Genomic DNA, 18,527 nt, shown 5'->3' on the forward strand with positions numbered 1-18,527 from the left:
TTGCCTCCCCCTCCACCCATGATGGAGGGACGGGGGGTATCTGCAATTAAAAGTAGTTGTTTGTTAATCATTCTATCATTGCGTGTCTTTTTTGCACCAGAGGTCCAGTGCGGCAGACCCGGCACGTGGGTTGTCGGTGCCGCCTTTTCATGGTGGGTCATCGCCCCCATATTCCCCCCATGGCCAAAGCATCCCGTCCCGGAAAGCTCGGTGAGCGCTCCCAGCGTCATTTCGAGCCGGCGCCCCAGCAGGCGCTCGATCCCGCCGTCGCCAGTTCCCTGGCACAGTCCCTCGGTCTGAACCCGGGCGACCTCACGGTGGATTTTGAATCCGCCGGCGCCTCCGCCACGGTGCAGGCGCTGGCCAAGCTGATCGAGACCGGGCGGCCCGAGGTCACCGGCCAGACTTGGGTGCCGCACCGTCCGCCGCGGCCGGAGAAGTCGGAAGGCGGCGTTGCCTTCACCATGAAGAGCGACTTCGAGCCCGCCGGCGACCAGCCGCAGGCCATCAAGGAGCTGTGCGCGCAGGCCGAGGCAGGGGAGCGCGACCAGGTGCTGCTCGGCGTCACCGGCTCGGGCAAGACCTTCACCATGGCCAAGGTGATCGAGCAATTGCAGCGCCCGGCCATCGTGCTGGCGCCCAACAAGACGCTCGCAGCGCAGCTTTACGGGGAGTTCAAGAGCTTCTTCCCCGACAATGCGGTGGAGTATTTCGTCTCCTACTACGATTACTACCAGCCCGAGGCCTATGTGCCCCGGACGGACACTTATATCGAGAAGGAATCCTCCATCAACGAGCAGATCGACCGCATGCGCCATGCGGCGACGCGCTCTTTGCTGGAACGGGACGACGTGATCATCGTCGCCTCGGTGTCGTGCATCTACGGCATCGGCTCGGTCGAGACCTATTCGGCCATGACCTTCGACATCAAGGTGGGCGAGCGCATCGACCAGCGCTCGCTCCTCGCTGATCTGGTGGCCCTGCAATACAAGCGCATCCAGTCGGATTTCGCCCGCGGCACCTTCCGGGTCCGCGGCGACAGCGTGGAAATCTTCCCCGCCCACTATGAGGATCGCGCGTGGCGCGTCTCCCTGTTCGGCGACGAGGTGGAGAGCATCGCCGAGTTCGATCCGCTCACCGGCCAGAAGAGCGGCGACATGAAGAGCGTGCGCGTCTACGCCGCCTCGCACTATGTGACGCCGCGCCCGACGCTGATCCAGGCCATCTCCGGCATCAAGGCCGAGCTGAAGATGCGGCTCGACGAATTGTACAAGATGGGCCGCCTGCTGGAGGCCCAGCGGCTGGAGCAGCGCACCCGCTACGATCTGGAGATGATGGAGGCCACGGGCTCCTGCGCCGGCATCGAGAACTATTCGCGCTGGCTCACCGGCCGCAAGCCCGGCGAGCCGCCGCCCACCTTGTTTGAATACGTGCCGGACAACGCCCTCGTCTTCATCGACGAGAGCCATGTGACCGTGCCGCAGATCGGCGCCATGTATCGCGGCGACTTCCGCCGCAAGGCGACGCTGGCGGAATACGGCTTCCGCCTGCCGTCCTGCATGGACAACCGCCCGCTCCGCTTCGAGGAATGGGAGGCCATGCGGCCGCAGACGGTGCATGTCTCCGCCACCCCCGGTCCGTGGGAAATGAACCAGACTGGCGGCGTGTTCGTGGAGCAGGTCATCCGCCCCACCGGCCTCATCGATCCGCCGGTGGAGGTGCGCCCGGCGCGCACGCAGGTGGACGACCTCCTTGGCGAGGTGCGTGCGGTGGCCGCCAAGGGCTATCGCACCCTCGTCACCGTGCTGACCAAGCGCATGGCCGAGGACCTGACCGAATATCTGCATGAGAACGGCATCCGCGTGCGCTACATGCACTCGGACATCGACACCATCGAGCGCATCGAGATCATCCGCGACCTGCGCCTCGGGGCGTTCGACGTGCTCATCGGCATCAACCTGCTGCGCGAGGGCCTCGACATTCCCGAGTGCGGCCTTGTCGCCATTCTCGACGCGGACAAGGAAGGCTTCCTGCGTTCGGAGACCTCGTTGGTGCAGACCATCGGCCGCGCCGCGCGCAACGTGGACGGCCGGGTGGTGCTCTATGCGGACCACATCACCGGCTCCATGGAGCGGGCCATGGCGGAGACCTCCCGCCGGCGCGAGAAGCAGGTGGCTTACAACACCGAGCACGGTATCACGCCGGAGAGCGTGAAGAAGGCCATCGGCGACATCCTCAATTCCGTCTACGAGCGCGATCACGTGCAGGTGGACGCGGGCCTCGCGGAGGAAGGGGCGGCCTTCGGGCACAATCTCAAGGCGGTCATGGCGGATCTGGAAAAGCGCATGCGCGCCGCCGCCGCCGACCTCGACTTCGAGACCGCCGCCCGCCTGCGCGACGAGATCCGCCGGCTGGAGGCCACCGAGCTGGCCGTCTCCGACGATCCTCTGGCGCGGCAGGAGGCGGTGGACGACCGCACCGGCGGCTTCAAGGGGGCGCGCAAGTACGGCAAGGCCGCGAACCTGCCGCCGAAGGAGGAGGCCGGGCGCCTGTTGCCACGGGGCCGGGGCAAATCGTCCGCCAAGGGTCGGGCGGCACCGTCCGACGACGAGGGCATGGGGGAGGGGCAGGCGCCCTATGCGCCGCCGGAAATGCCCATGTATGCGCCGAGGTCCGGGACCGCTCGCGCGCACAAGCCGTCACTGGACGACATGGGGCCGGGCACCGACCGCGCGGTGCCTCTCTCCGAAGACAGCTTCCGCCCCGGCCCGAGGCCCGATCCCGGCACCAAGGGCTATCGCAAGGGCGGGAGACGGAAGGGGTAGGGCGGCAGCCCTCGCGACCAGCGCCGGCTCAGGCCCTGCGTTCGCCGATGAAGGCCATGCGCTGCTGGTTGTGGCCCACGTTCGGCTGGACCCGCCGCGCCGCGAGGCCGGCGTCCTCGATCAGCTCCAGCATATCGGCCTCCTCGTAAGTGGTGAGGCCGAGCTGGGAGCGCAGCTTGCGGTAGGGCGAGACGGCGGTGCGGGCGAGGCCGGCCACCGCCGCCAGCAAGAACTTCTCCCGAACGGCGAGCCTGAGCAGCGCCTCGGCATCGGCCAGCGCGCTCACATGGGGCGGGATGACGTCGGCGATGAGCAACTGCCCGCCCGGCGCCAGCAGCCGCCGCCATTCCCGGGCGAAGCCGGCGAGCTGCTCGCGGGAGAGATACTGCGCCACCGAATTGCAGATGATGAGATCGAAGCTGCCATTTGGCAGGGCCGAGACCTCCTCGGGGGCCATCACGTCGATGCTGGGGGCGGCGACGAAACGCCCCTTCAGGCGGCGGCGCACTTCAGGCGCGGCATCGGTGAGCACCAGGTGAGCGCAGCGCAGCGCCAGCTCTGCCGAGGCGAGGGCGTCGCCGCAGCCGAAGTCCAGCACCCGGGCATGCGGCCCGGGCAGGAAGCCGACCAGATCCGCGGCGACGGCGGCGTAATGCACTGCCTTGTGCCGGTCATTCACATAGATCGCGTGACTACCGTTCCAGAACGAAATCCAATCGGCCATCAGGGACTTTCCGAAAGCAGGACGGCGACGCGGTCAGCGCGCGAACTGGATGCCGGCCTCGGTCTCGCCGATGGCCCGGTCCACGAGGTCGATGGCGCGCTCGCGATGGCCACCCTTGTTGGGCTCCGCCTGCTGCAGGAAGGCGCGGGCGGTGCGCAGCGCTTCCAGCGCGCGCTGCATGTTGGGCTGGTCGGCGAAGGCCGACTGGACGAGCCCGGCGGTGGCAAGGCCCGCGGCGAAGGTCAGGGCGAGCGTCAGCGGGCGCAGGGTGGGGCGGATCATGATGTCTCTCACGGTTGCGAGAAGCGGCGGCCGGTGGCAGCGAAGTCGTACCACACGCTGGGGAAACGGCACCAGCAACACGGCGCCATCATGGCGGCGGCCCCCTCCAACGCGAACGCCCCGCCGTGGGTTCCCGGCGGGGCGTGCGTTACAGGGTCAAACGTGAACTCACCAGCGGCAGTGCAGGCCGCCGTACGGGCCGCGCCAGCAGCCGCCGCCGCCCCAGCGGCCGGGTCCGGGGCCCCACCAGCGGTGATAGTGCCACCAGTCGATGAACAGGCTCGCATTGGCGCCGGCGAGGGGCTTGTCCTCGCTGAGGAGCTTGTAGTCGTAGGTCAGCGTGTCGCCGGTGAGCACCGGGTTGGAAAGCTCGACCACCGACAGGTTGGGCTCGCCGTTCACCGTCACCGAGAGGGTGGCGTTGGGCGGGTCCTTCTGGAAGCTGTCCTTGCCCTCGTTCCAGATCTTGATGAAGGTCGCCGTGGAGGCGTCGCCGGTGATCCGCTCGGGACGGTCGGCGAACATGATGACCTGCGGCGCGACGCCCTTCAGCGTGATGGTCTTGTCGGTGACGGTGATGGAATCCGCCACCTGCACGAACAGCCACTGGACGCCCTTCAGCTCTTCGATGTTGACGGGCGGGCCACTCATGCCGCCGGCGGGTCCGCCGGCCAAGGGGGCGTTGGCAGCGGGGGCGGTGGCGGGCGCCCCCTGTGCGAAGGCCCCGCTGACGGCACAGACGGCCCCCAGCAGCGCTCCTAGGATCAGGCGTTTCATTGGAAGTGTCTCCCGCGGGCGGTGGGGTCCGCGACGCGCAGGGGGACTCTACAACCGTTGCGCCCCTTGAAAAGGCGGCGGCGCAAGCTTGGCGGTATTTAGAGAGCGTTAATCTTAATGCCGGCGCTGGTTTCGCAAAACGCAACGGCCGGCGCCCGTTGCCCTAGCGGTAGTTGACCCAGAACACGCCCACGCTCGGGTTGGCGGCGCGGATGCCGGCATCGTTCGAGGTATAGACCTTGGGGCCGGAGATGCGCGCCTGCGCGCTGTCGGATGCGGTGGCCGAAAGCGCAAGCTGCACCCCGAGCACGCAGCCGCCACCCAGGTTGCCGAGCCGTCCGCCCCGCCAGTCCGCCACCACGCCGCCGGCGTTGCCGCCGAAGCCCTGGATGCGGAACGGCTTGCCGTTGGCCCGCTCGAGGTCGGCGAGGCTGGCGCCGATGCCGATGCCGTTCACGGTCCAGGCCGAGCTTTCGGTGAAGGCGACGCGGCGCGGCGCGGCCATGTTGGCCGGGTCCTTCCAGGCGATCTCCAGGCTCAGGGCGGGATCGTTGGGCAGAAGGATGATGCCCGGCGCGGTGCTGCCGTCCGGCGACATGATGTTGCCGGTGATGACGTTCGCCTGCCCGAAGTCGGCGGCGATGTTGGTGGCGGTGGTATTGGGCGCGAAGGGCCCCGTGCACTCGAACTGGCGCGGCCCGGCGGTGGGCTTGGGGATGGAGACCACCGTCTCCGAATAGTCGCCGAAGGCGTCGGTCTGCTTCACCACGCCGGTGCCCCAGCTGTCCGGATTGCCCTGGCAGGCGGCGAGGGCGAGGCAGAGGGCCGCGAGGGGCAGGGCAGAGACGCGGGAAAAGACCATGGGAACCTGCGGCGCCGGACGGGAGGGGGCGCGCCTTGCGCTGAGAGGCCGCGAACGGCCGGGCAGCACGCCGGTGAACATCTTTCTTAGCCGGTCCCCCTTCGGCCCGCCAGCCCCTGCGGCGGTAGCCGTCTCCGGGGCCGTCATCGGCAATTCACGGGCCGTCCGCTTTCTGTCACGCTGTTGCCGGGGGAGACGTCGATGAACGAGATGCGGGACCTGCGCGGGCTCGACCACAAGCGCTCGGTGCAGGACTATATCGATGAAACGCCCGTCTGGCGGGACGGCACGCGGGTGGCTGCCACCCCCATGACCGCCATGCAGTGGCGCATCTGGTGGCTGGCCGCGGCGGGCAAGTTCTTCGAGGGGCTGGTGGTGTTCATGACGGGCGTGACGCTGCCCCTCATGGCCCGCGAGTTCGGCATGAACGCCTTCCAGCACGGCCTCGTGGGCGCGGCGAGCCTCGCCGGCATCCTGGTCGGGGCGCTGCTGCTGGGCGGACTCGCCGACCAGTTCGGCCGCAAGCTGATGTTCGTGTCCGAGATGGTGATCTTCATCATCTTCCTCGCGCTTCTGGCGGTCAGCCCCTCCTTCGTCTGGACCGTGGTGTTCCTGTTCGGCATCGGCATCGCGCTCGGCTGCGACTATCCCACCGCCCATCTCGTGATCTCCGAAAGCATCCCGTCCCTGGCGCGCGGGCGGCTCGTGCTCAGCGCCTTCGGCTTCCAGGCGGTCGGCGCGCTCACCGGCACGTTGCTTGGCTACCTGGTGCTGTCCAACATGGAAGAGGTCTCCGCCTGGCGCCTCATGTACGCGGCGGCCATCCTGCCGGCGGTGGCGGTCGCGGTGGCCCGGCTGTTCGTGCCGGAAAGCGCGAGCTGGCTGCTCGCCCACGGCCGGGTGGAGGAGGCCCAGCAGGCGGCGCAGCGCCTGCTCGCCCGCTCGCCGCAATATCCGAAATTCATCGAGCTGACCCATCGCCACCACGGCCATGCCGGCGCCGCCACCCACGATCACGAGCGCACCCCGGCCGCGCTTTTCAGGACACCGCACATCCGGCGCGCCACCATCCTCGCCGCCGTGCCGTGGTTCCTGCAGGACCTGTCCACCTACGGCATCGGCATCTTCACCCCCACCATCCTCGCCGCCGCCTTCGGTCATCAGGCTGCCGCGGGGCGCAACCTGAGCGATCTGGTCTCCGCGGACCTGCTCGCATCAGAGGGTGCGGCGCTCATCGACCTGCTGCTGCTCGTGGGCATCGGGGTGGCGGTGGCGCTGTCCGACCGCATCGGCCGCATCCCGCTGCAGATCGCCGGCTTCGTCGGCTGCGCGGCGGGGCTGCTGGTGGCCGCGCTCTCCACCTATTACAGCGGCGACCGCGCAGTCACGATGGTGGTCATCGGCTTCATGCTGTTCAACTTCATGACCAATCTCGGCCCCAACGCGCAGACCTACCTGATCGCCGGCGAGGTCTTCCCCACCCGCATCCGCGGCATGGGGGCGGGCTTCGCCGCCGCCTTCGCCAAGATCGGGGCGGTGCTCACCGCCTTTCTGTTCCCGATCCTGCTCGCGGACCTCGGCACCCGCACGCTGCTGCTTATGCTGATCGGCGCCTCACTGCTGGGCGCGGTGGTGACGTGGCACTATCGCATCGAGACGCGCGGGCGCAGCCTCGACGATATCGGGAATTGACTATTCCGCCGGCTCGGGCACGGCCGCGTTCCACCACGCATCGATGGAGGCCAGCACCGCCGGCCGCAGCTCGGCGAGGTCGCCGGCGAAGCCCGCCCATTCGGCGGTGATGCTGGGTGAGACCGAGGTGATGACGGAAAGTTCGGCCGCCACCGCGGCATGGAAGGCGGCGGTGAGGCCGCGGCCCTCGGCCTCCTGCCGGCCGAACTTGGAGAGCACCACCACGGTGTCGGACAGGTCGCCGCCCTCGGCGAGGCGATCGGCGATGGCCCGTTCCACCCCGGCCGAGGCGGCGGCAAGGCCCGCCGGATCGAGGCTGCACCCGGCCGCGCCGGGGCCGAGATCCTGATGCAGGCGGTTGGTCTCGCCGGAGACGAGATCGAGCATCAGCACATCCTCATGGGCGCAGCCGGGGGTGAGGTGCTCCACCACGCCGAGCACGCGCACGCCCTGCGCGGCAAGGCGCCGCGCCGCCTCCGCCAGCAAGGACTGGATCGCTTCCCGGTCGCCGCCCTGAAGGGCGAGGATCATCGGCCGTTCGTCCCCCGTCATCGCGAAAATCCGTCTGCTCCGCCGTTTCCGGCCGTTCACCGTGCGCGCCCCGCAGCCGAAGCTGTATCGTGCGCACCATAACACGTCCGCCCGGCGAGGGGCGAGGCTTCCGCTCCCTACCGCGCCACCATCTCGTCCCATCGTGGCCACAGATTCGGCCTATGGGCGGCGGCTTCCCCATTCGCGGAGATGCCCCCGCCGTGATTCGCCCCGTTTTGCGCCCGTTCCTTCTGCCCCTGCTCCTCGCCGCCGCCGCACCCCTCACGCCGGCATTCGCCGGCCCCAGCCGGCACGACGACATGATGCTCCATGTGGACCCCGGCACCCGCATCGAGCAGCGCTGCAACGCCCGCGCCATGGGCGAGGTGGGGCGAGAGCACAAGGACATGCGGCCGGAGGAGGTGGTGGCCTACGCCTTCGCCGATCCCAAGCTCGGCGATTTCCGGCACGGCGACGCCGCCATTTCCGCCCCCGGCGCGGCCATCCGCAGCCGCCAGCACTGGTACCATCTCGCCTACCGCTGCAAGACCAGCCCGGACGGCATGGATGTGGTAGCCTTCAGCTACACGCTGGGGTCCGAGGTGCCGCGGCAGGACTGGGACGCCCACAGCCTGGTGCCGTGACCCGAGACATTCGGTGCAAGAAATCTGATCCGAGGCCATCGATGACCGCCGATCCGCAGGATGAGGCTTCCCCCGCCGCGCCACCCGTCCGCAGGCGGCGCATCCGCAAGGCCGCGGTGGGGGCCGGGGCGGTGGGCGCGGGCACCGTGGGCGCCGGGTCCATGGGGGCGGGCTCCATCGGCGCCATCGCCATCGGCGCGCTGGCCTTCGGCGCGCTCGCGGTGGGGGCCGTCGCCATCGGCCGCCTCGCCATCGGCCGCGCCCGCATCCGCCGGCTGGAAATCGACGAACTGGTGGTCGGGCGCATCCACCGGAAATAGGGGCCGCCGGCCGGCCCCCTCAGCCGCGCGCAGCGCTGCGGTGGGCGAAGGCCCAGACGCGGTAGCCGGTGAAGGTCCACATCATGGTGATGCCGGTGGTGAGGAACTGGGCCAGCAGATAGAACAGCCCCGCCTTGTCCACGAACAGCCACATCAGGGTTCCGTTCAGCACGAAGGCCACCCCCGCCACCACGATGAAGCGCGGCACCGCCCCGGCGTGGGAGCGCGTGGCGTCGAAGGTGAAGCGGCGGTTGAGGACGTAGGACACGATACCGCCCACCACGAACCCCACCGCCGAGCCGAGCACGGGGCCGACGGCATCCATCTCCACCAGAATGGCGAGGGTGGAGAAATGGGCGAAGGCGGCGGTGAGACCCACGCCGACGAATCGGGCGAACAGGCCGATCAGGTCGCCATGGCGCGCGCGGTATTCATTGACCGTCCGGGCGAGGGAAGGCGGCAGCACAGGCGTCTCCGGCAGGAAGGCTTACAGGAATCCTCAAGGCCGAGGCGGCGCGGGGCAGGCGCCGGACACCCCGCGGGGATGTGTATTCCCGGCGCGGCGTCATCTCGGTGACATGGCTTCCGTCGCCGCAAATTATGGTCTAAGGAAGCCCATCAGCGCCAAGGGCCCGGGAAATTGCGCAGGTGTGACATCCGTGAGGTGTGACATCCGCGCTGCCTCCCGCCCGCGCGCAAGTCTGGGAGCAGGCCCCGGCCAAGCTCGTACCTTTCTGGGGCGCGTGACCCGCGGCCCTTTTTTTGCGCCCGGCGGGCGCTAGGAAGGCGCGGGCGCCGCGACGGGGCGGCTCCTGATGGAAACGGATCCCGTTGTCCTCGCCGGCTGAGCGGCGCGGGTGGCGGCGGTCGAGGGCTCAAAGACGGATATGCCGAAACGCACCGATATCGAAACCATCCTCATCATCGGCGCCGGTCCCATCGTGATCGGGCAGGCCTGCGAATTCGACTATTCCGGAACGCAGGCGGTCAAGGCGCTCAAGGAGGAGGGATACCGGGTCGTCCTCGTGAACTCGAATCCCGCGACCATCATGACCGACCCGGACATGGCGGACGCGACCTATATCGAGCCCATCACCGCCGAGATCGTCACCAAGATCATCGAGAAGGAGCGCGGCGACCGCTCCAAGGGCTTCGCGCTCCTGCCCACCATGGGCGGCCAGACCGCGCTCAACTGCGCGCTGTCGCTCAAGAAGATGGGCACGCTGGAAAAGTATGACGTCGAGATGATCGGCGCCACCGCCGAGGCCATCGACAAGGCCGAGGATCGCGAGCTGTTCCGCGAGGCCATGACCAAGATCGGCCTCTCGACGCCCAAGTCCCGCCAGATCAAGACCCTGCCGCAGGCGCTCGAGGCGCTGGACGAGGTGGGCCTGCCCGCCATCATCCGCCCGTCCTTCACCATGGGCGGCACCGGCGGCGGCATCGCCTACAACAAGGCCGAGTTCATCGAGATCATCGAGCGCGGCATCGATGCCTCCCCCACCAACGAGGTGCTGGTGGAGGAGAGCGTGCTGGGCTGGAAGGAGTATGAGATGGAGGTTGTCCGCGACAAGGCGGACAATTGCATCATCATCTGCTCCATCGAGAACATCGACCCGATGGGCGTCCACACCGGCGATTCCATCACGGTGGCGCCGGCGCTGACGCTGACCGACAAGGAATACCAGATCATGCGCGACGCATCGCTTGCGGTGCTGCGCGAGATCGGGGTCGAGACCGGCGGCTCCAACGTGCAGTTCGCGGTGAATCCCGAGGACGGCCGGCTCATCGTCATCGAGATGAACCCGCGCGTGTCGCGCTCCTCGGCGCTGGCGTCGAAGGCCACGGGCTTTCCCATCGCCAAGGTCGCCGCGCGCCTCGCCGTCGGCTACACGCTCGACGAGATCGAGAACGACATCACCGGCGGCGCGACCCCGGCCTCCTTCGAGCCCACCATCGATTATGTGGTCACGAAGATCCCGCGCTTCGCCTTCGAGAAGTTCCCGGGCGCCGAGCCGACCCTGACCACCGCCATGAAGTCGGTGGGCGAGGCCATGGCCATCGGCCGCACCTTCCAGGAATCGCTCCAGAAGGCCCTGCGCTCGCTGGAGACGGGCCTCTCCGGCCTCGACGACATCGAGATCGAGGGCCTCGGCCAGGGCGACGACAAGAATGCCGTGCGCGCCGCGCTCGGCACGCCGACCCCGGACCGCCTGCTCTATGTCGCCCAGGCCATGCGCCTCGGCCTCTCCGACGAGCAGATCCACGCCGCCTGCAAGATCGACCCGTGGTTCCTCGCCGAGATCCGCGGCATCGTGGAGATGGAGCAGAAGGTGCGCCGGCTCGGCCTGCCGGAGACGGCCGGCCAGTTCCGCCGCCTCAAGGCCATGGGCTTCTCCGACGCCCGCCTCGCCACCCTCGCCGGCCTCCACGAGGGCGAGGTGCGCGCGCGGCGCCACGCGCTCGACGTGCGCCCGGCCTACAAGCGCATCGACACCTGCGCGGCCGAGTTCGCCTCGCCCACCGCCTATATGTACTCGACCTACGAGACGCCCTTCGCCGGCAAGCTCGCCGACGAGGCGCAGCCCTCGGAGCGGGAGAAGGTCATCATCCTCGGCGGCGGTCCCAACCGCATCGGCCAAGGCATCGAGTTCGACTATTGCTGCTGCCATGCCGCCTTCGCGCTGAAGGATGCCGGCTATGAAGCCATCATGGTCAACTGCAACCCGGAGACCGTCTCCACCGACTACGACACCTCGGACCGGCTCTATTTCGAGCCGCTGACCGCCGAGGACGTGCTGGAGCTGATCGCCCGCGAGAAGACCAAGGGCACGCTGAAGGGCGTCATCGTGCAGTTCGGCGGCCAGACGCCGCTCAAGCTCGCCAAGGCGCTGGAGGATGCGGACGTGCCGATCCTCGGCACCTCGCCCGACGCCATCGACCTCGCCGAGGACCGCGACCGGTTCAAGACGCTGCTCGACCGGCTCAAGATCCGCCAGCCGGCCAACGGCATCTCCTACAGCGTGGAGCAGGCCCGCCTCGTCGCGGCGGAGCTGGGCTATCCCATGGTGGTGCGCCCGTCCTACGTGCTGGGCGGCCGGGCCATGCAGATCATCCGCGAGGAGAGCCAGCTCGGCGACTACCTGCTGGAGACCCTGCCGGGCCTCGTGCCGCAGGAGATCAAGGCGCGCTATCCCAACGACAAGACGGGCCAGATCAACACCGTCCTCGGCAAGAACCCGCTGCTGTTCGACCGCTACCTGTCCGACGCCATCGAGGTGGATGTCGATGCGCTGTGCGACGGCAAGGACGTGTTCATTGCCGGCATAATGGAGCACATCGAGGAGGCGGGCATCCATTCGGGTGACAGCGCCTGCTCGCTGCCGCCCTATTCGCTCTCGCCCGACACCCTCGCGGCGCTGGAGAAGCAGACCGCGGCCATGGCGCTGGCCCTGGGCGTCGGCGGCCTGATGAACGTGCAGTACGCCATCAAGGGCGACGAGATCTACGTGCTCGAAGTGAACCCGCGCGCCTCGCGCACGGTGCCGTTCGTGGCCAAGGTCATCGGCCTGCCCATCGCCAAGATCGCGGCGCGGGTGATGGCCGGCGAGAAGCTGGCGAGCTTCAACCTCGTGCAGCCCAAGCTCGGCCATATCGCGGTGAAGGAGGCGGTGTTCCCCTTCGCCCGCTTCCCGGGCGTCGACACGGTGCTCGGCCCGGAGATGCGCTCCACCGGCGAGGTGATGGGCCTCGACACCGATTTCGGCGTCGCCTTCGCCAAGAGCCAGCTGGGCGGCGGCACCAAGGTGCCCAAGTCCGGCACGGTGTTCGTCTCGCTGAAGGACGGCGACAAGATCCGCATCCTGCCCACCATGAAGATGCTGGTGGACCTCGGCTTCAAGATCATCGCCACCTCGGGCACCCAGCGCTTCCTGGAGGAGCACGGCGTGCCGGCGGCGAAGATCAACAAGGTGCTGGAGGGCCGCCCCCACATCGTGGACGCCATCAAGAACGGCGGGGTCCAGCTGGTGTTCAACACCACCGAGGGCGCGCAGGCGCTCGCGGACAGCCGCTCGCTGCGCCGCGCCGCCCTCTTGCAGAAAGTGCCGTATTACACCACGCTGTCCGGAGCCATCGCTGCGGCGCAGGGGATCAAGGCCTATGTGGGCGGCGACCTGACGGTGCGTCCGCTGCAGGGCTATTTCGGTGCTGAGGGCGGCAGCGCCCGCGTCAGCCCGCGGGGCGAGGCCTCCGTCGCCTGACCCCGCAAGGGAACACCGGATCGCGCGGGCCGTTGGGCCTCGACGCGTTCGTCGCGGCCGTCCGGCGTCTCAAGGCGCGGGACGGGAGCATCGCCCGGGGGCCGTCATGCGCCCGAGCCGGGACAGTCGCCGCAGCCGGGGGCCGAAAGGCTCCACGGGGCGGCTTTCTTTTCGACGCCGGCACCACCTGTGGGCTTCCGGCGCACCGAGCAGTTTCAGGAGGTCTGACAAGGACCCATGGAGAAGATTCCGATGACGGCGGGCGGCTTTGTCGCCCTCGAGCAAGAGTTGAAGCAGCGTCAGCAGGTGGAGCGTCCGCGCATCATCAACGCCATCTCGGAGGCGCGCGCCCATGGCGACCTGTCCGAGAACGCGGAATATCACGCCGCCAAGGAGCAGCAGTCGCTGAACGAGGGCCGCATCGCCGAGCTGGAGGACAAGATCTCCCGCGCCGAGGTGATCGACGTGTCGAAGCTCTCCGGCGACATCGTCAAGTTCGGCGCCACGGTGACGCTGGTGGACGAGGACACCGAGGAAGAGAAGGTCTGGCAGATCGTCGGCGACAGCGAGGCTGACGCCAAGGCCGGCCGCATCTCCATCTCCTCGCCGGTGGCCCGCGCGCTCATCGGCAAGAAGAAGGGCGCTTCCGTGGAGGTCGTCACCCCCAAGGGCGCCCGCTCGTTCGAGATCGCGGACGTGCGCTGGGCCTGAGCGGCCTTCGGGTCTCGCCGGTCTCGTGCCTCGGCGACTGGAGCGGAGCGGAAGGAGAGCCGTGGGCCAGCGCAATGCGTCGCCGAAGGCGGCTTTATCCTGAGGCGCTCCGGGCGATTGCCGGCTTCGCCGACTTTTCTGCTGGACCCCGGATCAGCGCTCCACCTGCGGTGTCGCTTGTCCGGGGAACGGTGAAGCCCCGATCACTGCCTCACGCCCCCTTCGGCAGCCCGGCTTCCAGCGGCACGATCGGCGCGTCCTTGGACTGCTTGAGGGTCAGGGCGGTCTTCACGTTGCGCACGTTAGGCGCGGCGGTGATGTCCAGCACGAAGGTCTGGAAGGTGCGCAGGTCCGGCGCCACGCACAGCATCAGGAAATCCACGTCGCCCGAGAGCATCCAGGCGCTGCGCACCAGCGGCCAGCCGGCGATGCGCTCCTGGAAGGCGGCAAGGTCGGCTTCCGCCTGGCTGATGAGATGCACCATGGCGAAGGCCATGAGGTCGTAGCCGAGGCGCTTCTCATCGAGCAGCGCGCGGTAGCCCTCGATGATACCTTCCTCCTCCAGCGCACGCACGCGCCTGAGGCAGGGCGGGGCGGAGATGCCCACGCGCCGGGACAATTCCACGTTGGTCATGCGACCGTCCCGCTGCAGCTCGTCGAGGATCTTCCAGTCGACAGCATCGAGGCGAACGGTCAAGGCACGGCTCCTTCGGGACGGGGGCGCAGACGCGGCGGACAGGGGCGTAACGTCCGCGCACCTTAGTCGCCGTATGCGGCAACGCAACGAAATAATATTGCGTCGTTTGCATTGCGAAGAGACAGAAGCTGCCGCCTTGTGGGGGAAGAAGGGAGCCCCTACATTCGGGCATAGCTCGCGCTGCGGCCATCGGACGGCCGCCCCACGGCCCGTCCCCTCTCTTGTCGCGGTTTTTCCATTTCGAGCTTCTGGTTTTCGAGGACGTCATGACCACCCACAGCGCCAAGGTCGTCATCATCGGGTCGGGTCCGGCCGGCTATACCGCGGCCATCTATGCGGCTCGCGCAATGCTGGAGCCGGTCCTGTTCGAGGGCATCCAGCCCGGCGGCCAGCTCACCATCACCACGGATGTGGAGAATTATCCCGGCTTCGCCGACCCCATACAGGGCCCCTGGCTGATGGAGCAGATGCGCGCCCAGGCCGAGCATGTGGGCACCAAGATCATCGCCGACCACGTGAACAGCCTCGATCTCTCCAAGCGGCCGTTCCGCATGGAGACCGAATCGGGCGACACGTGGCTTGCCGACGTGGTGATCCTCGCCACCGGCGCCCAGGCGCGCTGGCTGGGGCTCGAATCGGAGGCGGCGTTCCGCGGCTTCGGCGTTTCGGCCTGCGCCACCTGCGACGGCTTCTTCTACCGCGGCAAGGAAGTTGTGGTGGTGGGCGGCGGCAACACGGCGGTGGAGGAGGCCCTGTTCCTCACCAATTTCGCCTCCAAGGTCACGCTGGTGCATCGCCGCGACGCCTTCCGCGCCGAGCGCATCCTGCAGGATCGCCTGTTCGCCAACCCCAAGGTGAATGTGGTGTGGCACTCCGAGGTGGCCGACGTGGTGGGAGAGACCGGCGACATTTCCAAGGTCACCGGCGCGCGCCTGCGCGACGTTCGGACCGGAACCCTCACCGAGCTACCCGCTGACGGCATATTCATCGCCATCGGTCATGCGCCTGCCACAGAGCTGGTCAAAGACCAGTTGAAGCTCAAGGAGAGCGGATACGTGTGGACGGCGCCCGATTCGACGGCGACGTCCGTGCCGGGCGTGTTCGCCGCCGGCGACGTGGCCGACGATGTGTATCGCCAGGCGGTCACGGCTGCCGGGCGGGGCTGCATGGCGGCGCTGGAGGCGGAGCGATTCCTCGCCCACCACAGCGTGGCGCAGGCGGCAGAATAGGACGCCCGGGCGCGGGAACGCCCGGTGCGGATTTAAATGGGTTCAAGGAAGGCCGCGGGGCGGGGGCCCGCAGCTTCTCCCGAAACAAGCGAAAGAACAGCGCCACCTCGCCGGCCGGATGCCGGTGATGCTCAAGGGGCTCGGGCCGGATGGATTGGGACAAGCTTAAGGTCTTCCACGTGGCCGCGGAAGCGGGCTCCTTTACCCATGCCGGCGAGACGCTGGGGCTCTCCCAGTCGGCGGTGAGCCGGCAGGTGTCGGCGCTGGAGGCGGAACTGAAGGTTCCGCTGTTCCACCGCCATGCCCGCGGGCTCATCCTCACCGAGCAGGGCGAGCTGCTCTACCGCACCGCCCATGAGGTGTTCCTCAAGCTGGAATCGGCGCGGGCCCAGCTCACCGACAGCCGCGAGAAGCCCAACGGCGACCTGCGCGTCACCACCACCATGGGCCTCGGCACCCACTGGCTCACCGCGCGGGTGGGCGAGTTCGTGGAGCTGTTCCCGGACATCCGCATCCAGCTCATCCTCACCGACGAGGAGCTGGACCTTGCCATGCGCGAGGCGGACGTGGCCATCCGCATGCGCCAGCCAGTGCAGCCGGACCTGGTGCAGCGCAAGCTCTTCACCGTCCATTTCCACGCCTATGCCTCGGCCGACTATCTCAAGCGCCACGGCCATCCGCGCACGCTGGATGAGCTGGACAAGCACCGCATCCTGCTGCTCGGCGGGCCGATCCCCTCCTATTTCCAGGGGCTGAACTGGCTGGAGCATGCCGGCCGCGACGGCTCGACCCCGCGCATTCCCGCCTTCGAGGTCAACAACGTGCTCGGCCTCAAGCGCGCGGTGGAGCGCGGCGTGGGCATCGGCACCCTGCCGGATTATCTCTCCGACGATTCCACGTCCCTGGTGCAGCTCTTCACCGATCGCGAGACGCCCAAGCTGGAGGCATACTTCACATATGCTCAGGAAATGCGCTCGGTGGCCCGGATTCAGGTCTTCCGCGACTTCCTGATTTCCAAGGCGCAGCGCTGGAATTACTGATTTATGACATGTGCTGGTGTTATGGTAGGGCGAAGATTGCCCAGCCAAGCGCTGGGCACATGCCTGATATGCGATCAGTATACGTTGCGTTCTGCCTATTCGGGGAGCATCTTTGCCTTGCGCTGATCGCATCCTGTGCGGTGCATCAGCTGTTCCCCTCTGGAAGGTTCGCTGCTCTGCAGCGATACTTGCCGGGTCCCCTCCAGGACCCGGCATTTTTCTTTTGTGCGGTTGATTTTTGAGGGTGCCGCAGCGGCGCTTTTCCCCCAATGTCAGGCGCCGGCCCTCAGGCCGGGGCAAAACGACCGGGGTGTGTCATGGCACTTCTCAAGCGTGGGCTCGCGGGCGAGCCGGTGAAGATCCTTCAGGCGAAGCTCGGCGTGACTGCGGACGGCCAGTTCGGCCCCGCCACCGAAGCCGCCCTCAAGGCCTACCAGACCCAGCACGGCCTCGCCGCGGACGGCATCGCCGGGCCGGACACCTTCACGGCCCTCGGCCTGCCCGAGCTGGTGCTGCTGACCGTGGGCACCAAGGGCGAGGCGGTGAAGAAGCTGCAGACCGCGCTGGGCATCGCCGCCGACGGCGCCTTTGGCCCCGGCACCGCCAAGGCGGTGAAGGAATTCCAGGAGAAGAACGGGCTCGACGCGGACGGCATGGCCGGCCCCGACACGCTCGCCAAGATCCCGGCCTTTGCCGGCGTCTTCTCTCCGGAAGCGGTGGCCAAATCGCAGGCCGCGCCGGGCACCATCTCCACCGATGCCAAGCCCGCCGAGGCCGGCGCCACCGCCGCGCCCAAGAAGAGCATCTGGCAGACCATCACGTCCTTCTTCTCCTGAGCGCAGGCGGGGCGCGGGAACAGCGGTGACGCCCGGGCGTTGGCCCGGGATGAACCTTTCCGCCCGCGTCCCCCCGCTGCGCTCCGGCGCCCAATTCGACTCGGCCGCCCGGATGGGCGGCCCGTTCCCGCCGCCCGAGCCCGGCCGCCCGCCCGAGCCGCCCATCCTGCCCCCCGATCCGGTGGAAGACCCGCCGGAGTTTCCGGAGCCGGGGCCGGACCTGCCCCCGCTGCCCGAGGGCGACCCCTCCCGCGAGCCGCGCCAGGACCCGATCCCGGAGCCGCCGCCGCTGCGCGATCCCATCGATCTGCCGGAACCGCCCTCGCGCATGAGGTGAGGCGGCGCTGGCGGGCGCCCGACCCGCGCCCTATGCTGAAGCCATGCAACGCAGCATGGCCAAAGCCCTGATGGATCGACTGGTGAAGCCCGCCGCCCTCGCCCTGACCATAGCGGGGCTTCCGCTCGCGGCCGACGCCCGCACCGACCGGCCGGACCTGTTCGTGGATGTGGCAGGCGTGGTGCCGGACGCGGTGTTCGACGTGCGCTATTTCTCGAGCGACAATTTCGTGGGAACGCGGGTGGATGGCTACGGCGCCGCCCGCTGCTTCCTCACCCGCCCGGCGGCCGAGGCGCTGGCCAAGATGGCGGCGGAGGCGAAGAGGAAGGGGCTCGGCCTCAGGATTTTCGATTGCTACCGGCCGGCCCGCGCCGTCGCCCATTTCGCCCGCTGGGCGAGCGATCTCGCCGATGAGAAGACCAAGCCCACCTATTATCCCGACGTCGCCAAGAAGGACCTGTTCGCGGAAGGCTATATCGCCGCCCGCTCCGGCCATTCGCGCGGCTCGACGCTGGACCTGACCTTGTTCGATCTCGCGACGCGGCGCGACCTCGACATGGGCACGCCGTTCGACCTGTTCAGCCCGCGCTCCTGGCCCGATTCCGTCGCCGTCACCGCCGCCCAGCGCGCCAACCGCCGGCTGCTCGCCGAGCTGATGTCGCAGAACGGCTTCAAGCCGTTCGACAAGGAATGGTGGCACTTCACCCTGAAGGACGAGCCCTTCCCCGACACCTATTTCGATTTCCCGATCGAGTAGG

General features: G+C 68.4%; 18 protein-coding genes. 11 read left to right on the top strand and 7 right to left on the bottom strand.

Annotation, left to right across the window (positions count from 1 at the left end):
• Positions 1-179 precede the first annotated feature (179 nt).
• Complete coding sequence (uvrB, locus tag ACT535_RS24210; protein WP_476366319.1) at positions 180-2,825, top strand: excinuclease ABC subunit UvrB; 2,646 nt, start codon at positions 180-182, stop codon at positions 2,823-2,825.
• A 28-nt stretch (positions 2,826-2,853) separates the two neighbouring features.
• On the opposite strand, the gene ACT535_RS24215 is transcribed toward uvrB, so the two are convergent.
• From ACT535_RS24215 to ACT535_RS24230, 4 genes are all read right to left on the bottom strand, one after another.
• Positions 2,854-3,549 (bottom strand): class I SAM-dependent methyltransferase, encoded by a 696-nt coding sequence (locus ACT535_RS24215; RefSeq protein WP_476366320.1) that lies wholly within the window; start codon positions 3,547-3,549, stop codon positions 2,854-2,856.
• A gap of 33 nt (positions 3,550-3,582) precedes the next feature.
• Positions 3,583-3,831, bottom strand: a complete 249-nt coding sequence (locus ACT535_RS24220) for a hypothetical protein (RefSeq protein ID WP_476329021.1) — start codon at positions 3,829-3,831, stop codon at positions 3,583-3,585.
• A gap of 168 nt (positions 3,832-3,999) precedes the next feature.
• On the bottom strand, positions 4,000-4,608 hold the full coding sequence (locus ACT535_RS24225) for a hypothetical protein (protein ID WP_476366321.1): 609 nt from the start codon (positions 4,606-4,608) through the stop codon (positions 4,000-4,002).
• 163 nt (positions 4,609-4,771) lie between these two features.
• Positions 4,772-5,470 carry a hypothetical protein gene (locus ACT535_RS24230; protein WP_168462466.1) on the bottom strand — a complete coding sequence of 233 codons (699 nt, stop codon included), beginning with the start codon at positions 5,468-5,470 and terminating at the stop codon, positions 4,772-4,774.
• A 201-nt stretch (positions 5,471-5,671) separates the two neighbouring features.
• On the opposite strand from ACT535_RS24230, the gene ACT535_RS24235 reads away from it, so the two are divergent.
• Complete coding sequence (locus ACT535_RS24235; RefSeq protein WP_476366322.1) at positions 5,672-7,162, top strand: MFS transporter; 1,491 nt, start codon at positions 5,672-5,674, stop codon at positions 7,160-7,162.
• Here ACT535_RS24235 and ACT535_RS24240 read toward each other — a convergent pair whose 3' ends face one another.
• A complete protein-coding gene (locus tag ACT535_RS24240; protein ID WP_168462468.1) occupies positions 7,163-7,714 on the bottom strand; it encodes a DUF2478 domain-containing protein in 552 nt (183 codons plus the stop codon).
• A gap of 200 nt (positions 7,715-7,914) precedes the next feature.
• Between ACT535_RS24240 and ACT535_RS24245 the strand changes: the two genes are divergently transcribed.
• On the top strand, positions 7,915-8,337 hold the full coding sequence (locus ACT535_RS24245; RefSeq protein ID WP_476366323.1) for a DUF930 domain-containing protein: 423 nt from the start codon (positions 7,915-7,917) through the stop codon (positions 8,335-8,337).
• A 41-nt stretch (positions 8,338-8,378) separates the two neighbouring features.
• A complete protein-coding gene (locus ACT535_RS24250; protein ID WP_476366324.1) occupies positions 8,379-8,657 on the top strand; it encodes a hypothetical protein in 279 nt (92 codons plus the stop codon).
• 19 nt (positions 8,658-8,676) lie between these two features.
• Here the strand turns inward: ACT535_RS24250 and ACT535_RS24255 are convergent, their stop codons facing one another.
• Entirely contained in the window at positions 8,677-9,123 is a 447-nt protein-coding gene (locus ACT535_RS24255; RefSeq protein WP_210254739.1) for a GtrA family protein, read from the bottom strand.
• 421 nt (positions 9,124-9,544) lie between these two features.
• Here ACT535_RS24255 and carB point away from each other — a divergent pair, with 421 nt between their 5' ends.
• Both carB and greA read left to right on the top strand, forming a co-directional pair.
• Entirely contained in the window at positions 9,545-12,919 is a 3,375-nt protein-coding gene (carB, locus tag ACT535_RS24260; protein ID WP_168462469.1) for a carbamoyl-phosphate synthase large subunit, read from the top strand.
• Between the two features lie 237 nt (positions 12,920-13,156).
• On the top strand, positions 13,157-13,630 hold the full coding sequence (gene greA, locus ACT535_RS24265; RefSeq protein ID WP_029557132.1) for a transcription elongation factor GreA: 474 nt from the start codon (positions 13,157-13,159) through the stop codon (positions 13,628-13,630).
• 211 nt (positions 13,631-13,841) lie between these two features.
• Here the strand turns inward: greA and ACT535_RS24270 are convergent, their stop codons facing one another.
• Complete coding sequence (locus ACT535_RS24270) at positions 13,842-14,327, bottom strand: Lrp/AsnC family transcriptional regulator (RefSeq protein ID WP_168462470.1); 486 nt, start codon at positions 14,325-14,327, stop codon at positions 13,842-13,844.
• 266 nt (positions 14,328-14,593) lie between these two features.
• Here ACT535_RS24270 and trxB point away from each other — a divergent pair, with 266 nt between their 5' ends.
• The 5 genes from trxB (at position 14,594) to ACT535_RS24295 (ending at position 18,526) form a co-directional block, all read left to right on the top strand.
• The gene (trxB, locus tag ACT535_RS24275) at positions 14,594-15,556 is read left to right on the top strand and encodes a thioredoxin-disulfide reductase (protein WP_168462471.1); all 963 of its coding nucleotides are present in this window, start codon (positions 14,594-14,596) and stop codon (positions 15,554-15,556) included.
• Between the two features lie 149 nt (positions 15,557-15,705).
• Positions 15,706-16,596 (top strand): LysR family transcriptional regulator, encoded by an 891-nt coding sequence (locus ACT535_RS24280; RefSeq protein ID WP_024277513.1) that lies wholly within the window; start codon positions 15,706-15,708, stop codon positions 16,594-16,596.
• 317 nt (positions 16,597-16,913) lie between these two features.
• On the top strand, positions 16,914-17,432 hold the full coding sequence (locus ACT535_RS24285; RefSeq protein WP_168462472.1) for a peptidoglycan-binding domain-containing protein: 519 nt from the start codon (positions 16,914-16,916) through the stop codon (positions 17,430-17,432).
• Between the two features lie 49 nt (positions 17,433-17,481).
• A complete protein-coding gene (locus ACT535_RS24290; RefSeq protein WP_476366325.1) occupies positions 17,482-17,769 on the top strand; it encodes a hypothetical protein in 288 nt (95 codons plus the stop codon).
• A 55-nt stretch (positions 17,770-17,824) separates the two neighbouring features.
• Positions 17,825-18,526 (top strand): M15 family metallopeptidase, encoded by a 702-nt coding sequence (locus ACT535_RS24295; RefSeq protein WP_476366326.1) that lies wholly within the window; start codon positions 17,825-17,827, stop codon positions 18,524-18,526.
• The last annotated feature ends 1 nt before the right edge of the window (position 18,527 follow it).

The organism is Xanthobacter sp. DMC12 (genome assembly GCF_056314105.1).